Annotated in this window: 18 protein-coding genes; 8 read left to right on the forward strand and 10 right to left on the reverse strand. The window is 69.8% G+C overall.

Features of this window, described 5'->3' with window-relative positions:
- Nucleotides 1-6: 6 nt before the first annotated feature.
- The 6 genes from HWY45_RS31620 to HWY45_RS31645 all read right to left on the reverse strand — a co-directional run bounded on the left by HWY45_RS31620 (nt 7) and on the right by HWY45_RS31645 (nt 6,323).
- Entirely contained in the window at nt 7-1,047 is a 1,041-nt protein-coding gene (locus tag HWY45_RS31620) for an LLM class flavin-dependent oxidoreductase (RefSeq protein ID WP_059564401.1), read from the reverse strand.
- Between the two features lie 46 nt (nt 1,048-1,093).
- Complete coding sequence (locus HWY45_RS31625; RefSeq protein ID WP_059564402.1) at nt 1,094-2,035, reverse strand: ABC transporter substrate-binding protein; 942 nt, start codon at nt 2,033-2,035, stop codon at nt 1,094-1,096.
- A 63-nt stretch (nt 2,036-2,098) separates the two neighbouring features.
- A complete protein-coding gene (locus tag HWY45_RS31630; RefSeq protein ID WP_059805243.1) occupies nt 2,099-2,653 on the reverse strand; it encodes a GNAT family N-acetyltransferase in 555 nt (184 codons plus the stop codon).
- 328 nt (nt 2,654-2,981) lie between these two features.
- Nucleotides 2,982-4,007 (reverse strand): succinylglutamate desuccinylase/aspartoacylase family protein, encoded by a 1,026-nt coding sequence (locus HWY45_RS31635; RefSeq protein ID WP_059881150.1) that lies wholly within the window; start codon nt 4,005-4,007, stop codon nt 2,982-2,984.
- Nucleotides 4,008-4,293: 286 nt separating this feature from the next.
- Nucleotides 4,294-4,566, reverse strand: a complete 273-nt coding sequence (locus HWY45_RS31640) for a hypothetical protein (RefSeq protein WP_059881148.1) — start codon at nt 4,564-4,566, stop codon at nt 4,294-4,296.
- Nucleotides 4,567-4,784: 218 nt separating this feature from the next.
- On the reverse strand, nt 4,785-6,323 hold the full coding sequence (locus HWY45_RS31645; RefSeq protein ID WP_059881146.1) for a sensor domain-containing diguanylate cyclase: 1,539 nt from the start codon (nt 6,321-6,323) through the stop codon (nt 4,785-4,787).
- A gap of 365 nt (nt 6,324-6,688) precedes the next feature.
- Here HWY45_RS31645 and HWY45_RS31650 point away from each other — a divergent pair, with 365 nt between their 5' ends.
- The 3 genes from HWY45_RS31650 to HWY45_RS31660 are packed head-to-tail and all read left to right on the forward strand — an operon-like array spanning nt 6,689 to nt 11,516.
- Entirely contained in the window at nt 6,689-9,568 is a 2,880-nt protein-coding gene (locus HWY45_RS31650; protein ID WP_059881144.1) for a xanthine dehydrogenase family protein molybdopterin-binding subunit, read from the forward strand.
- On the forward strand, nt 9,565-10,266 hold the full coding sequence (locus HWY45_RS31655; RefSeq protein WP_059881142.1) for a (2Fe-2S)-binding protein: 702 nt from the start codon (nt 9,565-9,567) through the stop codon (nt 10,264-10,266). The genes HWY45_RS31650 and HWY45_RS31655 overlap by 4 nt, the downstream gene beginning before the upstream one ends.
- Nucleotides 10,263-11,516 carry a cytochrome c gene (locus tag HWY45_RS31660; RefSeq protein ID WP_059805134.1) on the forward strand — a complete coding sequence of 418 codons (1,254 nt, stop codon included), beginning with the start codon at nt 10,263-10,265 and terminating at the stop codon, nt 11,514-11,516. Before HWY45_RS31655 ends, HWY45_RS31660 begins: the two co-directional genes overlap by 4 nt.
- Nucleotides 11,517-11,599: 83 nt before the next feature.
- On the opposite strand, the gene HWY45_RS31665 is transcribed toward HWY45_RS31660, so the two are convergent.
- The gene (locus tag HWY45_RS31665) at nt 11,600-11,764 is read right to left on the reverse strand and encodes a hypothetical protein (protein ID WP_170304053.1); all 165 of its coding nucleotides are present in this window, start codon (nt 11,762-11,764) and stop codon (nt 11,600-11,602) included.
- A gap of 245 nt (nt 11,765-12,009) precedes the next feature.
- On the opposite strand from HWY45_RS31665, the gene HWY45_RS31670 reads away from it, so the two are divergent.
- Both HWY45_RS31670 and HWY45_RS31675 read left to right on the forward strand, forming a co-directional pair.
- The gene (locus HWY45_RS31670; RefSeq protein ID WP_059881140.1) at nt 12,010-12,546 is read left to right on the forward strand and encodes a hypothetical protein; all 537 of its coding nucleotides are present in this window, start codon (nt 12,010-12,012) and stop codon (nt 12,544-12,546) included.
- A 99-nt stretch (nt 12,547-12,645) separates the two neighbouring features.
- Entirely contained in the window at nt 12,646-13,020 is a 375-nt protein-coding gene (locus HWY45_RS31675; protein ID WP_059881138.1) for a VOC family protein, read from the forward strand.
- Between the two features lie 33 nt (nt 13,021-13,053).
- On the opposite strand, the gene HWY45_RS31680 is transcribed toward HWY45_RS31675, so the two are convergent.
- The gene (locus HWY45_RS31680; RefSeq protein WP_063895632.1) at nt 13,054-13,491 is read right to left on the reverse strand and encodes a carboxypeptidase-like regulatory domain-containing protein; all 438 of its coding nucleotides are present in this window, start codon (nt 13,489-13,491) and stop codon (nt 13,054-13,056) included.
- A gap of 479 nt (nt 13,492-13,970) precedes the next feature.
- Here HWY45_RS31680 and HWY45_RS31685 point away from each other — a divergent pair, with 479 nt between their 5' ends.
- On the forward strand, nt 13,971-14,696 hold the full coding sequence (locus tag HWY45_RS31685) for a glutathione S-transferase (RefSeq protein ID WP_059558994.1): 726 nt from the start codon (nt 13,971-13,973) through the stop codon (nt 14,694-14,696).
- 15 nt (nt 14,697-14,711) lie between these two features.
- On the opposite strand, the gene HWY45_RS31690 is transcribed toward HWY45_RS31685, so the two are convergent.
- Complete coding sequence (locus tag HWY45_RS31690; protein WP_059881197.1) at nt 14,712-15,476, reverse strand: 2-keto-4-pentenoate hydratase; 765 nt, start codon at nt 15,474-15,476, stop codon at nt 14,712-14,714.
- 264 nt (nt 15,477-15,740) lie between these two features.
- On the opposite strand from HWY45_RS31690, the gene HWY45_RS31695 reads away from it, so the two are divergent.
- The gene (locus tag HWY45_RS31695) at nt 15,741-16,214 is read left to right on the forward strand and encodes a universal stress protein (RefSeq protein WP_059881134.1); all 474 of its coding nucleotides are present in this window, start codon (nt 15,741-15,743) and stop codon (nt 16,212-16,214) included.
- 83 nt (nt 16,215-16,297) lie between these two features.
- Here HWY45_RS31695 and fnr read toward each other — a convergent pair whose 3' ends face one another.
- A complete protein-coding gene (gene fnr, locus HWY45_RS31700) occupies nt 16,298-17,041 on the reverse strand; it encodes a fumarate/nitrate reduction transcriptional regulator Fnr (protein ID WP_124483942.1) in 744 nt (247 codons plus the stop codon).
- 585 nt (nt 17,042-17,626) lie between these two features.
- On the opposite strand from fnr, the gene fabI reads away from it, so the two are divergent.
- Nucleotides 17,627-18,436 carry an enoyl-ACP reductase FabI gene (gene fabI / locus HWY45_RS31705; RefSeq protein WP_414143462.1) on the forward strand — a complete coding sequence of 270 codons (810 nt, stop codon included), beginning with the start codon at nt 17,627-17,629 and terminating at the stop codon, nt 18,434-18,436.
- The last annotated feature ends 12 nt before the right edge of the window (nt 18,437-18,448 follow it).

Below are 18,448 nucleotides of genomic sequence, written 5' to 3' on the forward strand. Positions count from 1 at the left end.
GGCGGGTCACGGGTTGGTTTCTGGGAAAAGGGAAGAACCGGCCGCGCGCGCGGGCGCAGTCGACAGCGCGCCGCCGAGCCGTTCGACCGACGCGAGCCGCGCCGCATAGTCGGTCAGCGGCGAATCGACCACGAACTCGTCGACGTCGAGCCGCCGGCTCAGCGCGTCGAGCGCGCGATGCACCTGGTCGGGCGTGTCGGCGAGCACGGTCGGGCGCAGCTCGTCGATCCGGTAGTCGGTCGCGCCGCTCTGCCGCGCGAAATCGGCCGCTGCCTGCGCGCTGCCGAGGTTGAAGCTCTGGCCGCCCGCGATCTGCAGCTTGAAGATCCGCAGCGGCCCGATCAGCTGCTCGGCCTCGTCGCGGGTCGGCGCGGCCACCGCGTACAGCGCGACCAGCGGCTGCACGCCGCCGGCGCTGCGATACGCGTCGAGCGAGCGTTCGATGTTCGCCTCGTCGCCGTTGAAATGGCCCGCGTAGCAGAAGCGCCAGCCGTGGCGCGCGGCGAGCTCGGCGCTGTCCGGCGAGCCGCCGAGCAGGATGCGCTCCGGCGGCTGCGGCGGCGCCGGCATCGCGAGCGCGCCCGCGAGCGGGTGATCCTCGGCCACGCCCCAGCCGAGGAACGCGTCGAGTTCCTCGAGCTGGGTGGCGAAGCCGGGCTTTTTCGCCTTGTCATGAATCCACTGCAGCGCGCGGGTGGTGAGCGGCAGCCCGCCGGGCGCCTTGCCGATGCCGAGATCGACGCGGCCCGGCGCAAGCGACGCCAGCAGCTTGAAGGTCTCGGCGACCTTGAACGGGCTGTAGTGCTGCAGCATCACGCCGCCCGAGCCGACGCGGATGCGCGACGTATGCGCGAGCAGGTGCGCGACGACGATCTCCGGTGCGGAGCTCGCGAAGCCCGGCGCGCCGTGATGCTCGGCCACCCAGAATCGTCGGTAGCCGAGCTGCTCGGCGCGCTGCGCGAGCGTGACGGTCGCGCGCAGCGCGTCGGCCGCGCTCGTGCCGTCGGCGATCGGGCTCTTGTCCAGCAATGAAAGCGAATAGGCCATGTCGAACGGCGCTCCTGCGTGGCGTGGGGTGAGGGGGCGTGGGGGATCAGGTCTTCGGCAGGCCCGGCGGATTGGTGCGCGACTGGTCGATCGCCTCGGAACCGAGGTTCCAGCGCTCGAGCACCTGCCGATAGCGGCCGTTGTGGATGAGCCCGTTCAGCGCGAGCGTCAGCGGCTCGGCGAGGCCGCTGCCCTTGCGCGTCGCGATCGCGATGTCGGCGGTGCGCGGCCAGCCGCCGCTGATCGCGCCGACGAGCCGCGTCTTGCCCTGCTGCGCGCTCTGGTACGCGAGCACCGAGTTCACGCTCAGCACGGCGTCGGCGCGGCCCGACTGCACCGCGACGATCCGCATCGCCTGGTCGTCGTAGTACTGGACGGCAACCGGCTTGAGCCCCTGCGCGACGTTCTGGCGGTCCCACTCGAGCAGGATCTTCTCCTGGTTGGTGCCCGCGTCGGTCACGATGCGCAGCCCCGCGACGTCCTTCGGCTCGCGGATCGCCGTGATCTTGCTGTCGTTGCGCACGTAGAAGCCGACCAGGTCGCGGCGGTACGTCGAGAAATCGAGCTTCTGCTTGCGCTCCTCGGTGACGGTGACGTTCGAGATCACCGCGTCGACCTTGCCCGACGCGAGCGCGAGCGGCCAGTCGGGCCACGCGAGCGCGACGATCTTAAGCTTGCGCCCGAGGCTGTCGGCCGCGAGCTGGCTGACGTCGGCGTCGAAGCCGACCACCGTGCGCGCGTCGGTCGCGTAGGTGCTGATCGGCGGCAGGCTCGGCGCGATGCCGATGGTCAGCGTGTCCGGCTCCGCAAACTTGAACGAGGCCGGCACCGCGGCCACCACGGCCGGGTCGGTGGACGCGCGCGGGCGGCCGCGCTGCTCGGGGCTCAGGTCGAACGTCGCGGCCGTGGCGGCGACGGCCGTCAGGCCGATCAGCGCGGCGCTCAGCGCGCGCAGCGCATGGGAAACGATGGGTGCGGCTCGTTGCATGTAGGCGTCCTGTATCGGTCGGATCCGGGGATGGGTGTCGAGGGTGGAAAACGGAAGGCCGGCTCAGCGCGGCAGCGCCGGCTCGGGCGCCCACAGATCGGCGAGCGTCGTCGTGCGCGACGGCTCGACGAGATCCTTGCCGAACGGCAGATGGAAATACGCGAAGGGATCGATCGACGAATCGAACAGGCGCGTGTAGCCCGTGCGATCGTAGAGCGCCCACGCCTCCGGCTGGCGAAAGCCCGTGGTCAGGTAGATGCGCTGGTAACCCTGTTGCGCGGCGCGCACCTCGAGCGCCTCGACGATGCGGCGCGCGAGCCCCTGGCGGCGCAGGTCCGCATGCGTCCAGATGCGTTTCAGCTCGGCCGTGTGCGCGTCGTAGCGCTTGAACGCGCCGCCGCCGATCGTCTCGCCGTCGCGCAGCAGCAGCACGAACGCGCCTTCCGGCGGCGCGAACCGCTCGGCCGGGTAGCGCGCCAGTTCCTCGCGGGCCGACCCAAGGCTGTCGGGGCGGTACGCGTGGTAGCGGGTCGCGTATTCGTCGATCAGCGCGTCGATCAGCGGCTGAGCGCGGACGTCGAGCGGCGTGGTGTCGATGATGCGGTCGGTCATGGCGATGGGCGGCACGGGTGGCGCGCGACGCGGGCAGGCAGGTCGACGCTCGGGCGTGCGGCCTTGCCGTTATCGCGGCGCGCTGTTCGTTTCGATAGCGGCGAACGCAGGTCCTGCGACGCATGCGAGCGGCCGCTGCTGTGACGAACACGTTACCGCCCGCGCGAACCGGGGCGAACGAAGGAATTTCGATAAGGATTTCGTCGCGCGCGTCAGAAGACTTTCACGTGGCGCGCGATGCGCGGCGGGACGCGCAGCGTTGCCCGGCGCGTGGAAGACGGCCGGGCGGGGGCGGGGGAATCAGAGGGGATCGGTGAAACGCGGCGGCCGCGCGTCAGGCCGGCGCGGCGGTCGGCTCCGCGAGCTGGAACAGGCAGTCGCCGCGCCGCACCTGCGCGGGCACCCGCTTGCAGACCACCTCGCCGTCGCCCGCGAAACGGTGCAGCACGGGCTCGCGCAGCGGCGTGTCGGGGAAGTGCACCCACGCGGCCGGCTGGCCGGCGCGCACCTGGTCGCCGAGTTCGACGAGCGGTTCATAGAGACCCTGCTCGTACGCGTAGACGAAGTGACGATCGCCGTCGACGCGCATGAAGCGCGTGACGGCCGGCGGCGCGTCGGGCACCAGCGCGCCGTGCAGCAGGCCGATGTAGCCGAGGTAGTGCAGCAGGCCGTGGCGGCCGAGCCGGATCAGCGCCGGGTCGGCCATGCCCGCGCCGCCCAGTTCCGTGACGATCGAGATCGCGCCTTGCCGCCGCGCGGCCGACGCCGAATGCACGGGATTCGGCGCATGCAGCAGCGCGTTCGGCAGCCCGAACGCGGCCAGCAGCCCGTTGAGGCGGGCGGCCTCGTCCGCGTCGAGCGGATCGATCGCGAGCATGTTGCCGCCGTGGTACAGCAGCGAGCTGCCGCCCGAATGCAGGTCGACCAGGTACTGCGCGCGGGACAGCAGCGCGTGCTCGATGTAGTGGGCGATCATCTGCGTCGGCGTGCCGGCCGGGTCGCCGGGGAAGCTGCGGTTCAGGTTGCCTTCGTCGAGCGGCGACACGCGCAGGCCCGCGGCCGCCGCGGGAAAGTTCGCCATCGGCAGCAGGATCAGCTGGCCGTTGACCATCTCAGGCTCGATCTCGCGCATCAGTTGCGACACGACGATCTGGCCTTCGTATTCGTCGCCGTGGTTGCCGGCCATCACCAGCGCGACCGGCCCGTCGCCGTTGCGGATCGACGCGATCGGAATCGGCAGCCAGCCGTACGCGGAACGGTGCACGGAATGCGGCAGGCGCAGGTAGCCGGCATGCTTGCCCGGCGCGTCGAGATCGATTTCGCAGTGGATCGGGTTGCGGGGGGAGAAGGTGGCGGTCATGTTCGGATCGAGGGTCGGACGTCGAGCGAAGGGATGCGCCATCTTATCGGGAAACGGCGATCGCGCGGCGCGGCGGGCTGCGCGCCTGAGGAGATCGGTCAAGACGAGGATCGACGGGAGGGGGCGCAACGGCTGGGCGGCGCGCATCGGGGCATCGGCCGGGAGATCGCCCGGCCACGCCCGCGGTTGCATCGGTGAAACGGGCCGTGAGGGCCGACAACGGCATCAATCATGCGGCCATGCCCGGCGCCGCCTGGTGCGACGCCGCTCTGCCGCGTGCACGGCGTCAACGTCCGTCGGTTTCAGCCTCGATACGTCCTTCTTCCCACAGCGCCCAGAAACGGCTGCCCGCGCGATACGGATTCGCGCGCCGCGCGGCGTAGTCGTCGACGCCCTGACGGTACGCGCCATATGCCGTGAGCGGCGGATTCGTCACGCACGCGGCTTCGCGCGGGTCGGGACGGCGAAACGACGTGAGACGCCTGATCAGCGTCGTGCCGTCGATCACGCTGGCTTCGTTGATCGCTTCGTTGCGGCTGATGACTTCGACGGTATCCATGATGGTCTCCCCGGGCGTGTTCTTTGTTACCCGATGAGGAGCAATAACGGTGCCAGGTCATGAAACCCCGCCGATGCGTCGATCGTGCCGCCTTCTGCAGCGAACTGCGCGGCGTGCGCGGGCCGATGTTACGGAACATGTAACGTGACGCGGGCAGCCCGGCGCGTGTGCGGAGCGTGAAATGCTGCGCGGATGAAACCGCCGTCGGTTGACGCTGGTCAGCCTGTGGCCGCGGGCGCGACGCGCCGGCTGCCGTTCGAGTAGAACCGGAACCTGCCCTTGCCGGACGTCTTCGCGTCGTACAGCGCGCTGTCGGCCTGCCGGATCAGGTCGTCGGGCGTGTCGCCGTCGCCGTCGAGCGAGATCCCGATGCTGATGCCGAGGGTGACGGTCTCGCCGATCGACAGCACATAGGGCGCGGAGATCTGCCGGATGATCTGGGCGGCGAGGAGCGAGCACGCCTGCATCGTCGTGTCGCGGATCACGACGACGAACTCGTCGCCGCCGATGCGCGCGGCCAGTTCGCCCGGCGGCAGCGTCTCGCCGAGACGCGCGGCGACCTGCGTCAGCACCTCGTCGCCTGCGTGATGGCCGAACCGGTCGTTGATCGCCTTGAAGCCGTCGAGGTCGAGATACATGACGCCAATCGCCTGCCCGTGGCGCCGCGCGAGCATGCGCTTGAGCTCCGCGTGCAGCTCGTGGCGGTTCGGCAGGCCCGTCAGCGCGTCGTGCCGTGCAAGGTGGCGAATATGCCGCTCCGCGCGGCGGCGGGCCGTGACGTCCTCGACGATCACCACAGCGTTGCCGTCCGGCACCTGGTGGCGCGTCATCTCGAGCTGCCGCCCGTCGGCCAGCGTGAGCTCGAGCGGCGCGGGCTCGCGGTTCAGCCAGTTGCGGCAGTACGCGGCGAGCTCCGTCTCGTCCGGCTCCGCGGCCACGCCCGCGCCGAGCGCTGCGACGACGTCCGGAAACGGGCTGTTCAGCATGATCTCGCGCGGCGAGCCGAACAGCTGCGCGGTGCGCCGGTTCGCGACGATCACGCGGTCCTCGGGGTCGACCATGCACAGGCCGTGCGGCATGTAGGTGAGCGCGGCATCGAAGCGCGCGGCGAGCGCCGCATTGCGCTGCCGCTCCGAGATCAGCGCGACCAGCACCGTGTAGTGGCGCTGCACGACCGTGCGCATCGCCACCAGGTAGATCGCCAGCGGCGGCAGCAGCAGCCACGCGCCGCTGCGCTGGGCGAGCAGCGCGCCGACGCCGATCGGCAGCACGCCGAGCGTGATCTGCGTCATCGCGAGACGCGGCAGCGCCGAATTGCGCGACGCGATCCCGCCGAACACGCCGCCCGCCACGAGCACCGACAGCGTGCCCATCTCGACGTCGACGGCCTCGACGCAGGCCATCGTGCCGAGGCCGAGCACGAAGCACGCGACGAGCGACACCGGCGCGTAGCGCAGCGCCCAGAATTCGGCGCAGTCGATGCCCGCGTCGCGGTGCACGACATATGCGCGCGCGATCGCGACCCGTGCGGACAGCAGGCCGAGCTCGGCGAGCAGCCACACGATGCACCAGGTCTGCTGCAGCCGCACCAGCGCGACGGCTGCGACGAAGCCGCTCGCGAGGCCGGACAGGAACATCGGCCGGATATCTTCGAACAGGGTGGAAAGCAGGGCCGGGCGTAGCGCGGCCGTGACGCGGTAATGGCCGGAAGGCGGGGTAGCGAGAACGGAGTACAGGAGTGACGCCCTGACCGTCATGATCGATGACCTCGACACGAAGCGGGCTGGCGGCGCCCGCACGGCATCGTTGCGGGCGAAACCGGTGGCCGGATGCGTATGACATTAGCACGAAACATCGCCGGCCGGTCGGGTGGGCCATGTCGCGGCAGCCGCCCCGCGCGCAAGGCGGCCGCCATCGCGGCGCGCGCGTCTCGGGCATGCGACGCGCGGCGGGCAGGATCGCCCGGAAGGAGCGGTCCGTCACCGTTATAAGCATTCCAATAAGTAATACATGCGAGAAATGCTATAGCCGGCATACACAGAAAGATGACAGAATGCGCGCCGCTCCGAACGCCGCGACAGACACCCGATCGCCGTACGAGCCGCATCAGGAGGTTCTCCCAATGAAAAACCACGGCCTGTCACGGCGGGGTTTTCTGAAAGCCAGCGTGCTGGCGGGCGTCGCGGTCTATGTCGCGCCCATTGGCAGCCGCGCATTCGCGGCGCTCTTCGAAGAAAAACTCCTCACCCCCGTCAAATGGGATAGCGTCACCGGCATCCCGCAATTCCGCATCGACGGCATCGCGAAGGTCACGGGCGCGAAAGTGTTCGCCCGCGACGTGCGCGCGGCCGACATGCCGCACTGGCCGCAACAGCAGTCGCATGCGCTGATCCTGCGCGTCGCGCAGGCCGACCGCGTCTACGAAGGCTTCGACCTGTCGCTGCTCGGCGACGACCTGAAACCCGACCGCATCGTCACCGCCGACGATCTCGCGCGCGACGGCGTCGCGTTCCCGGCGTTCTACGGCGACGACATGCTGCTGCCCGCCGGCAAGACGCCCGCGTATCTCGGCCATGCGGTCGCGATCCTGATCTACCACGATTTCGCGCGCTTCCGCTTCGCGAAGAACCTGCTCAAGTTCCGCGACGACGTGATCCGCTACGGCGCGGTCACGGGCCCGCTCGAGCGCGACCCGTGGGGCACGTTCCGCTACGTGCGGGTGGGCGGCAAGACGGCCTACGACGACGACGCCTATTCGAGCCTGAAGGACGCGCCGATCTTCCCGAGCATGATGCGCAAGCGCCAGCCCGTGTGGCCGGACGGCAAGGAGCACGGCAAGCTCGACGAGCAGGGGATGTTCCATGCGGCGCGGATCGCCGACGAACTCGACCATCCGGCCGCCGACTGGCTCGTGTTCGACCGCGAATACAACACGCAGTCGGTCGACACCGCCGCGCTCGAGCCCGACAACGCGAACTGCTGGTACGACGCCGAAGCGCAGGCGCTGCACCTCGTCGTGCCGACCCAGTCGCCGCTCGAAGTCGCCGAGAACGCCGCCGCGATGGTCGCGAAATGCCGCTTCCCGGTGAAGAAGCTGTTCGTGCATCCGTGCTACACGGTCGGCTACGGGTCGAAGGACCACTTCAACGTGCCGTTCTACGGGCTCGTCTGCGCGCTGTACGCGGACGGCCGCCCGGTGCGCTTCGCGAACGACCGCTACGAGCAGTTCCAGACGTCGCTGAAGCGCCACGCGTTCAGGATGCGCTACCGGATCGCGGTCGACCGCAACACGGGCTTGCTGCAGTCGTTCAAGGGCGACTTCGAGGCGAACGGCGGCGGGCGCAGCAACTTCTCGCCGTCGGTCGCGATGGTCGGCGCGACCGCCGCGCAATCGATCTACTACTTCCCGAAGAGCGATCTCGCCGCGGTCGCGATCGCGTCGCGCGCGATCGACGCCGGTTCCGCGCGCGGCTACGGCACGCTGCAAAGCATGGCGGCGACCGAGATGGCGATCGACGAGATCGCCGCGCAGCTTCAGCTCGACCCGATCGAGTTCCGCCTGAAGAACGCGCTGCGCTCGGGGATGAAGAACACCCAGGGCGCGATTCCCGCCGGCGCCTTGCGCGTCGACGAAGTGCTCGAACGCGCGCGGCGGCACCCGCTGTGGACGCGCCGCGCCACCCGCAAGGCCGAGTTCGAGGCCGCGCATCCGGGCCGGCGCTACGGCGTTGGTTTCGCGTGCGTGCAGAAGGATTTCGGCACCGGCGCGGAAGCGTCGTTCGCGAAGGTCGAATTCGACGAGACCGGCAAGGTCACGCTGCATCACACGGCGGCCGAGATCGGCACCGGGATGTCGACGTCGCAGGCCGTCGCGGTCGCGAAATGGCTCGGCCGCCCGGCGACCGACGTGCGCGTCGCGCTGACGGAGTGGCCGGACCTGCCGGTCGAGACGAGCGGCGATCCGTACCTGATGTCGCAGGCCGACCAGGACCGGCTCAGCGCGAACCCGCGCTGGTCGCCGAGCTATGCGTCGCCGTCGAGCGCGACGAACTCCGCGTACTACTTCACGCACAGCACGCGCGAAGCCGCGCGCGCGGTGTTCCGCTACGGGCTGTGGCCGGCCGCGATGTCGATCTGGTCGCGCGGCCTCGGCGGCGGGCAAGCCGCGCCGTACACGGTCCGCATCGAGGACGCGCGCTGGGTCGACGGCAAGCTGACCGCCGACGGCCTCGAGCCGCTGACGTTCGCGCAGCTCGCGAAGCAGGCGCATGCGCTCGGCCTGCCGACCGGCGCGGTCGTGCACGTGTTCAACCGCTGGCAGTGGACCGACGCCGAGTTCGAGATCGGCGGCGTCACCGAGCGGCTGCCGATCGACGGGCTGTCGCTGCGCGTCGGCGCGCCGCGCACGGGCGACGCGAACGGGCCGGTGCCGGGCACGGCCGCGCCGGCCGGCGCGACCGCGATCCGCGCCACGCTGCCGCCGACCGCGAACGGCTACCGCGTGCTCGACCGCAAGCGCGTGTTCATCCCGCCGACGAGCCGCAACAACGCGGCCGTCACGTACTACACGGCGGTCGGCACGCTCGTCGAGCTGGCCGTGCATGAAGCCACCGGCAAGGTCGAGCTGCTCACGCACCACTCGATCATGGAGTGCGGCAACCAGATCTCGCCGCAGCTCGTGTCGGGCCAGTTGCAGGGCGGCCTCGCGATGGGCATCGGCCATGCGCTGCACGAATACCTGCCGCTGTACGAGGACGGCCCCGGCAACGGTACGTGGAACTTCAACCGCTACACGCTGCCGCGCGCGTCCGACGTCGCCGTGTGGACGCAGACGGGCGACGTGCTGCCGCCGCTGTCCGAAACCGATCCGCCGAAGGGCGTCGCCGAAGTGGTGATGATCCCGGTCGTCGGCGCGATCGTGAACGGCATCGCGCACGCGATCGGCCATCGTTTCACCGACTTGCCGGTGACCCCGCAAAAGATCCAGGAGGTGCTCGCATGACGACCGCCCAAACCGCCGCGTCGGCCGCGAGCGCCGCCGGCGTCGTCACGCCGGCTACCCCGGCCGCCGCCAGCGCCAGCGCGCCCGCGCCGGCATCCGCCGCCACCGTGCCGGCCCAGCCGGCCGCGCCGGTCGAGCGTCCGCTCGTCCGGTTCCAGCCGAAGCCGCTGTCGGTGACCATCAACGGCAAGTCCGTCGGCCCGATGCAGGTGCCCGAAGGGCTGATGATGATCGAGTTCCTGCACGAGTATGCGGGGCTCACCGGCTCGCGGCTCGGCTGCGGGCAGGGCATCTGCCACGCGTGCGTGGTGATCCTCGACAAGCCCGACGGCACCAGCGAGGAGGTGCGCAGCTGCATCACCGGCGCGCACTTCTTCCACGGCCGCGCGATCCGCACGATCGAGGGCCACGCGAAGCGCAACGACGCGGGCGAGGTGGTCGAGCTGTCGCCGATCCAGCAGAAGTTCCTCGAGCATTTCAGCTTCCAGTGCGGCTACTGCACGCCGGGCTTCGTGAACGCGGCCACCGTGCTGATCGAGCGGCTCAAGCGCCAGCCGGTCGCGAAGGCCGACGTCGAGCGCACGATCACCGACGCGCTCGACGCGCACCTGTGCCGCTGCACGGGCTACGTCCGCTACTACGAAGCGGTGAAGGACGTCGTGATGACCACGCCGGGACTCGTGAAGGACGCCGCATGACACGCACATTCGCCCATCGAGTCGCGCGCCTTGCGCGCGTGCCCGCGCTCGCGGCCGCCTGCGCGCTGCTGCTGGCCGCCTGCGGCGGCCGCGATGCGCCTGCCGTGGCCGGCGCCGCGCCCACGCCCGAGCAGATCGCGCGCGGCCGCTACCTGGTGCGCGCCGCGGACTGCGCCGCGTGCCACACCGCCAAGGACGGCGCGCCGTTCGCCGGCGGCGCGAAGCTCGATTCGCCGTACGGCACGTTCTACGGCTCGAACATCACGCCGGACAAGGACCACGGGATCGGCAGCTGGAGCGCCGAGGACTTCTACGCGGCGCTGCACGACGGCAAGGCGCCGGGCAAGCGCCTGTATCCGTCGATGCCGTACACGTCGTACCGGCAGCTCACGCGCGCCGACGCCGATGCGATGTATGCGTACCTGATGTCGGTGAAGCCCGTCGCCGTCGCCAACCGCGAGCACGAACTGAAATTCCCGTACAACCTGCGGTTCGGGATGGCCGTGTGGGACCTGTTGTTCCTGAAGGACAGCCTGCCCGACGCATCGGCCGGCCAGTCCGCCGACTGGCGGCGCGGCCGCTACGTCGCGAACGCGCTCGGCCACTGCGCGGAATGCCATACGCCGCGCAGCGTCACGGGCCAGCTCGACGGCGCGAAGCCGTTCGCGGGCGCGGCGCTCGGCCGCGTGGCAGCGCCCGACATCACGCCGGCGGGCCTCGCCGCGCGCGGCTGGACGGGCACGGATCTTCAGGCGTTCTTCGCGGTCGGCATCGCGCCGCAAGGCTCCGCCTTCGGCGAGATGTATCCGGTCGTGCACCTGAGCACGCAGTACCTGACGAAGGACGACCTGCGCGGGCTGTCCGCGTACCTGCTCGGCGACAAGCCGCCAGCGCCGCAGCCGGTCAAGCCGGTGTCGGCCGATGCCGCGCAGCTCGCGGCCGGCCGCTCGGTGTACGTCGCGGTGTGCGCGGGCTGCCACGGGCTGAACGGCGAGGGCAAGCCGCACGTCGCGGTGCCGATGCACGGCAACTCGACGCTGCGCCAGGGCGACCCGCGCAACCTGCTCGTCGCGATGCTCGACGGCATCGACGAGCAAAAGTTCGCCGGCGTCGAGAACCTGCAGCCGATGCCGGGCTTCGCCGGAACGCTGAGCGACGACGAACTCGCGCAGCTGTCGAACTACCTGCGCGCGACGTGGGGCGGGCAGCCGGCGAGCGTGACGCCGGCCGACGTGAAGGCGATGCGCTGACGCGCAACGGCGGGGCGGCGCCGCGCGAAGCGGCCGGTTTCCGGCGCTCGCGCGCGGCGGTATGCCGGGTGGGGGGCAAGCGGTCAGTAACCGCCGCCGCCACCTCCACCGCCGCCACCCGAGCCGCCGCCACCGTAGCGGCCGACCGCATGGTTCGACGCGCCGCTGTCCGGCTGCGACATGCAGCCCGCGGACAGCACGAGCGCCAGCGCCGCGAGCACGGCTGCGACCAGCGTTGTCGATTTCATCTCAACCTCCTGTCGACGGGCGGGTGCCCGAGCGAACACGAAACGTTCCGCGGCCGCCGCTTATTCCGTATTGCGCCGCACCATGCGACGCGCTTCGGCCGTCAGTCTGCCGCGCCGTCGTCGTCCGCCGGCTTGCTCCCCGCCAGTTGCGCCAGCACGACCACCCGGTCGCATGGCACGCCCCGGAAATCGAACGCGTCGCGCTACACTTGCGCGAGCCGCCATTCCGATCACCGACAACAAACATGACAACCGCCGCGCCCAATCCGCCGCGCACGCCGCTGCGCCTGCCCAGCCGCGCCATCTTCGGCTGCGTGTCGTTCGCCATCGGCGGGCCGCTCGTCGCGGCGCTCATCTGGCCCGCCGTCATGCTGGTCGCGTGGTCCGCGATCGACGGGCCGTCGTGGGACACGCTGAAGCTCTGCGGCCAAATGATCCTGCTGGTGTTCTTCGGGTCGTTCTTCTTCGGCTATTTCCTGCCATCCGCGTTCGCCGGCGGCATTCTGGCCGCCATCGGCGCGCGCGTGCGCCGCAGGTGGTTCGTGCTGCTCGGCATGGGCGTCGGCACGGCGTCGATGGTCGGCTATGTCTTGCTGAGGAACGGCCTGCTGGACATCGCCGACGGTTTCGCCGGGATCGACGTGATCGCGACCGCCGATGCGTTCATCACGTCGGGCGTGCTGTCGGCATGGCTGCATCGGCGGCTCGTACGACGCGACACGGCTCGCGATGCGTCGCACGCGTTGCCTGCGGCACGCGAATCGGTCGACGTGCCGGGCTAGCGACGGAGTCAACGAGGACGGCGAGCTGCCGGCCGTCCGGCAGAAGCACGCCGTCGCAAACGCCGGGCCTTGCACCAGCCGCCCACTTCAGGAGCAGCGATGTTCGACCACGTGAAATTCGGCGTCAGCGACTATGCGGCGAGCAAGGCGTTCTTCCTCACGGCACTCGAGCCGCTCGGCGTAGAGGTGGCGTCGGAGGGGCCGCCGGCGTACGGCGTCGAGCTTTGCCCGAAGGGCAAGCCTTCCCTGTGCCTGTTCCAGACCGACGAGAAACCGGCGCATCTTCACCTCGCGTTCATGGCCGACACTCGCCGGCAGGTCGACGCGTTCCATCGCGCTGCGCTGGCGGCGGGCGCCCGGGACAATGGCGCGCCCGGGCTGCGCCCGCACTACCACGCGAACTACTACGCCGCGTTCGTCATCGGTCCGGACGGGCACAACATCGAAGTGGTCTGCCACGCACCCGAAGCCTGACCCTTCAGGCGTGCCCGCTATCGATACCGCCCGTCACATGTTCCACAGGAATACTTCGTGAACGTGCGACGACGCGTGTACCTGCACGCTGCGCCGCTGCGTCCGGCCGTTGTAGGTGGCCGTCACCGAATAGCGGCCGGCCGGCAGCGCGGCCAGCAGGAACGGCCCTTCGGTCACCGTCGACAGCACCTGTCGGCCGCGCGCGTCGGTGACGCTCACCGGGATGTCCGCGAGGTACTCGTTGCTGCCGCCGCCGGCGCGCGCCGCAAATTCGAGCGTGAGCGAATAGTGGCGCATGTCCTGCTTCATTTCGGCTGACTGGTCGGTGCCGATGCCGCCGGACCGATAGGCGACCTGGCCCGCGTGGTCGGGCGCGGACAGCTGGGCTTCGTCCGCGGCCGGCGCCGGCTGTGCGGCCATGCCGAGCACCAGCGCGGCGATGCCCAGCGTCAATGGGGTCGAGGTTTTCATGATTGCCTCCCTCTGTCTTGGTCGCGAAACTGCAGTTGCGACGGCTTCGGAAGCCCGACGCGACGGCATGCGCCGCGCCGGGTCGAATCACGGCATCGAGCGGGGTCGGACCGGCGGGGATAAGCGTTCGGAGAGGGCGCCGGCTTCGCCGCTTGCGCCGTGACGTCGTGCGTACCGTCGCGGCGGCCGTATCGGCCGGCGCGTGACGCGCGGGGCCGAAACGGCCGCGTCGCGGTACGACACTTCCAGCGTAGGACGCGTGAATTAACCGAGGCTTAAGCGCGCACCTTTTTAGCCGGCAATGCTGATACCTGGCACGGCCGATGCTTCCCGGATGGCCATCCACGCCGCATGACGGCCATTCCGGTTCCGCCTAGACTGTCAGTCGCCGTCGGCAACACGCGACGCCGCCGGGCCGGCAGACGCAAGGCCCGCGGCCGGATCCATCAGGGTGGTCATCGTGCAACGGGGAGGGCAGCATGCGTTACGAGCTCTACTACTGGCCCGGCATCCAGGGCCGCGGCGAATTCGTGCGGCTGGCGCTCGAAGCGGCCGAAGCCGACTACGTGGACGTCGCGCGCCGCTCCGGGCGCGGCATGGGCATGCCGGCGATGACGCGGCTGCTGGACAGTGCGTCCGAGACCTGCCTGCCGTTCGCGCCGCCGTTCCTCAAGGCCGGCGACCAGCTGATCGGCCAGACCGCCAACATCCTGCTGTTCCTCGGCAGCCGCCACGGGCTGGCGCCGAGCGACGAAGCCGGGCGCCTGTGGGTCCATCAGCTGCAGCTGACGGTGGCCGATTTCGTCAACGAAGTGCACGACACCCATCATCCGATCGCGAGCAGTCTGTACTACGAGGATCAGATGCCGGAGGCCGAGGCGCGGGCGCGGGATTTCCTGAAGCACCGCGTGCCGAAGTTCCTCGGCTACTTCGGCAAGGTGCTCGCGCACAATCCGCACAAGAGCGGCTGCATGGCGGGCGACACGCTGACCTATGCGGACCTGTCGATCTTCCAGGTGATCGAAGGGCTGCGCTACGCGTTCCCGAACGCGATGGCCCGCATCGAACCGAAGCATCCGAGGCTGACCGCGTTGCACGACCGGGTGGCGCAGCATCCGCCGGTCGCACGCTACCTCGCGTCCGAGCGGCGCATTCCGTTCAACGAGGAAGGGATCTTCCGGCACTACGCCGAGCTCGACGCATAGCGCGGCGTCGGCGATTCAGGCGACCAGTTCCACCGTGAGGCTGCCGAGTTCGCCGAACCGCGCCGTCAGCGCCTGGCCGAGCGGCACCTCGATCGCGCCGGCGTACGAACCGGTGGTCACGATCTGGCCCGCGCGGACGGCGTCGCCGCGCGCGGCGAGGAAATTCACGAGCCACAGCAGCGGCCTGAGCGGATGCCCGTCCGAATGACGGCCGTCGATCGTGCGGTTCAGGCCGCCGCCGAACTCGAGCGCGATGGTGTCGAGCGGCACGTTCAGCCCGTCGGGCACGACCGGCCCGACACACAGCCCCTGGTTGAACTGCGCGTCCGCCAGCAGCTCCGGCACGCTCGCCTTCGACGGGTCCGCATAGCGGCAGCCGAGCACTTCGAGCACGACGCGGACTTCGCGGATCGCCGCGCGCACCTCGTCCTCGTCGTAGGGCCGTTCGCGCGGCGGCAGGTCGCGATCGAGCACGAACGCGATTTCCGGCTCGATCCGCACGGTCAGCGTATCGGCGACGACCCGGAACAGGCCGCCCGCCGGATGGATCGCCGACGCGAAGATCGGCGCGACGACGATGCGCCCGGGTGGCGGCACCGAGCATTTCCAGCCGCCGATCGTCTCGCCGGACAGCTCGACGACGCGGCGCTGGATCGCCAGCGCCGTCTCGATGTCGTCGGGCCGGTACGCCTCCGGCAGGAGCGGGCCGGCCACGCCGGCATGACGGGCGGCGAGCAGATGCTGCGCGGCGCCGTCCACGCGTTCGAATAGGGTCGTCATGTCGTCTCCGTCGATCGTTGGCGGCCCGCGCGTGCGCGCCGGCCGACGCATAAAAGGAATCGATGATAGCGGGTTCGTCGCGGCCCGGGCGGGGAGCGTGCAAGCGATGCGGCGCGCGCATGCCCCGGCCGTGGCGCTTTGTCGCGCGCGTGCGCATCGCCATTCTTGAGCGGCATCAACGTGTCGTCCCGCCAGGCGCCGATGATGGTGATGAAGCCGCGCGCAACGAGAATGCGCGGCAATCCACCCAGCGAGGCTCAAGACATGTACACGAAGATCATGGTTGCGGTAGACGGCAGCGCATCGTCGAAACTGGCGCTCGACGAAGGCCTGAAAGTGGCGAAGGCCAGCGGCGCCCGCCTGGTGGCGGTGTACGTCGCCGACAAGTCGGTGCTGTTCACCTACGCCGGGCGCGTCGATCCGCATACGCTGATCGAGGAGATCCGGCGCGACGGCGTGGCCGTGCTGCGCGACGCCGAGCGCACCATTGCGCGCGCGGCGGTGAACGGCGATACTGAACTGATCGAAACGGAAAGCATCGGCGAGGACATCGCCGAACGCCTGCAGCGCTATGTCGACGAGCAGGCGATCGACCTGGCGGTGGTCGGCACGCACGGCCGGCGCGGCATCCGGCGCCTGATGGTCGGCAGCGTCGCGGAGCGCTTCCTGCGCAGCTCGCGCTGCCCGGTGCTGCTCGTGCGCGGCGACGATGCGCACGCTGCCGCGGCAGCAGCCTAGTCACGCAGATGAAGGCGTCGGCACGCCGCCTGCAATACGGCAGCCGGCCGCCTTCGGCGTTTCGCCTGCGCGGCCGTCGGATGTCAGATGCGCGCCAGGCCGTCCGCATCGACGATGCGGATCTGCTTGCCGCGCGCCGCGACCATCCCGCTGCGCTGGAACTTCGACAGCATCCGGCTGACGGTTTCGAGCTTCATCCCGAGATACTCGCCGATTTCATCGCGCGTCATCCGCAGCACGAACTCGGCGGACGAGTAGCCTCGCGCCTTGAAGCGCGCGGACAGGTTCAGCAGGAACGCCGCGACGCGCTGTTCGGCCGTCATCGTGCCGAGCAGCAGCATCAACGCCGATTCGCGGACGATCTCGCCGCCCATCATCTGATACACGTGCTGCTGCATCGGCCGCACCTCGCGGCAGAGCTGTTCGAGCTGGCCGAACGGGATGATGCAGACCGTGCTGTCCTCGAGTGCGATCGCATCGCCGTTGTGATGGCCGCCATGCAGGCCGTCGAGGCCGAGCGCCTCGCCGACGATCTGGAAGCCGGTCACCTGCTCGTTGCCGTCACGGTGCACCATGACGGTCTTGAACGAACCGGTGCGCACCGCGTAGATGCTGTGGAACGTGTCGCCCGAGCGGTAAAGGGCCTCGCCGCGCCGCACATGGCGCGTCGTGCAGATCATCGCGTCGAGACGCGCGAAATCCTCGGTGCTCAGGTTGCTCGGCATGCACACGGCGCGCATCGAGCACGACGAGCAACGCGACGCGGTGCGCTTCGGCTGGTCCTCGCGCGCGACCGGGTGCAGGGGGGAAACAGCGTGCCGCGGCATCGCTGCCGGGCGTTGGGCCTCGCTCAACATGGTCTGCTCCAATTCGATGGGGTGTCGGTGAGCCGCGCCGATGCGCGGCGCTGTCGACGGGTCTTCATGCCCTGTCGAGGCATGGGCCGTCTTGTCGAACAGGCTGCCCGTGCCGGGCGGAACGATCCGTTTACGCGACCGTCATGAGACGGGGAGAGCGGTCCGGGGCCGGCGGGCACGCAGTTGTTCGGTATTCTCGCCAGGCAGTATGGACGTCGGCGCACGCCGGTGAAATCAGCCGTGCTTGAAGTTGCGGTAGGTGTCGAGGAAGCGTTGTAGGGCATTTCCTACAAGGGTGCGGCAGCGTGACGCACCTGGCACTCGGCACTCGGCACACGGCACTCGACCTCGCGAGCAGCGGGTACATGGCAACTGCCGGTACGGCAATTCGACTCCAAAAGGATTTGCGGTAAATCAAACATGCCGCGTTCGATCCTCCTGACGTCATCGCGTAAACCCTAGAATGAGTCGCAACCGCGCATCGCATGCGCGGACTGGACACATCGGCCTTTTCACGGGTTCGCCGCGTGAAAGAATTCGACCGGAGGTTTCGCGATGACGAACAACGATGCGCGCGATTCAGGGATGCCGTGCCTCGACGCGCGGCCGCTTCAGGGTCGAAGGGGGCTCGTCGTCGGCATCGCCAATGAAAACAGCATCGCGTGGGGCTGCGCGCGCGCATTTCGCGCGGCGGGCGCCGAACTGGCCGTGACGTGGCAGTCCGACCGGGCGCTGCCCCATGTCGAGCCGCTGCTGAAGCAGCTCGAGCCGGCCATTGCGATGCCGCTCGACGTGGGTCGCGCGGACCAGATGCGCGCGGTGTTCGACTCCCTCGAAGAAACGTGGGGCGGCCTCGACTTTCTGCTGCATGCCGTTGCCTATGCACCCAAAGCCGACCTGCACGGACGCGTCGTCGACAGCTCCCCGGAAGGGTTCGCGCTCGCGATGGATACGTCGTGCCACTCGTTCATCCGGATGGCCAAGCGTGCCGAGCCGTTGATGACGTCCGGCGGAAGCCTGATGGCAATGACCTATATCGGCGCGGATCAAGTCATCGCCGAGTATGGCGTGATGGGGCCGGTCAAGGCCGCGTTGGAAGCCACCGTTCGATACCTGGCGGTCGAGCTCGGGCCGGCGGGCATTCGCGTGAACGCCATTTCGCCCGGCGCATTGCCGACGCGGGCCGCATCCGGGCTTCCGAACTTCGACCGCCTGCTCGACGACGCCGCGCGGCGCGCACCATTGCGCCGGCCGCTCGAAATCGACGACGTCGGCGCGTTGTGCACCTTTCTCGCCGGCGACGCGGCACGCGCGATGACCGGCGGAATTCACTATATCGACGCGGGGATGCACGTGCTGGGCTGACACGAGGCGGCC

This window comes from Burkholderia stagnalis (assembly GCF_902830275.1).
Classification (GTDB): domain Bacteria; phylum Pseudomonadota; class Gammaproteobacteria; order Burkholderiales; family Burkholderiaceae; genus Burkholderia; species Burkholderia stagnalis.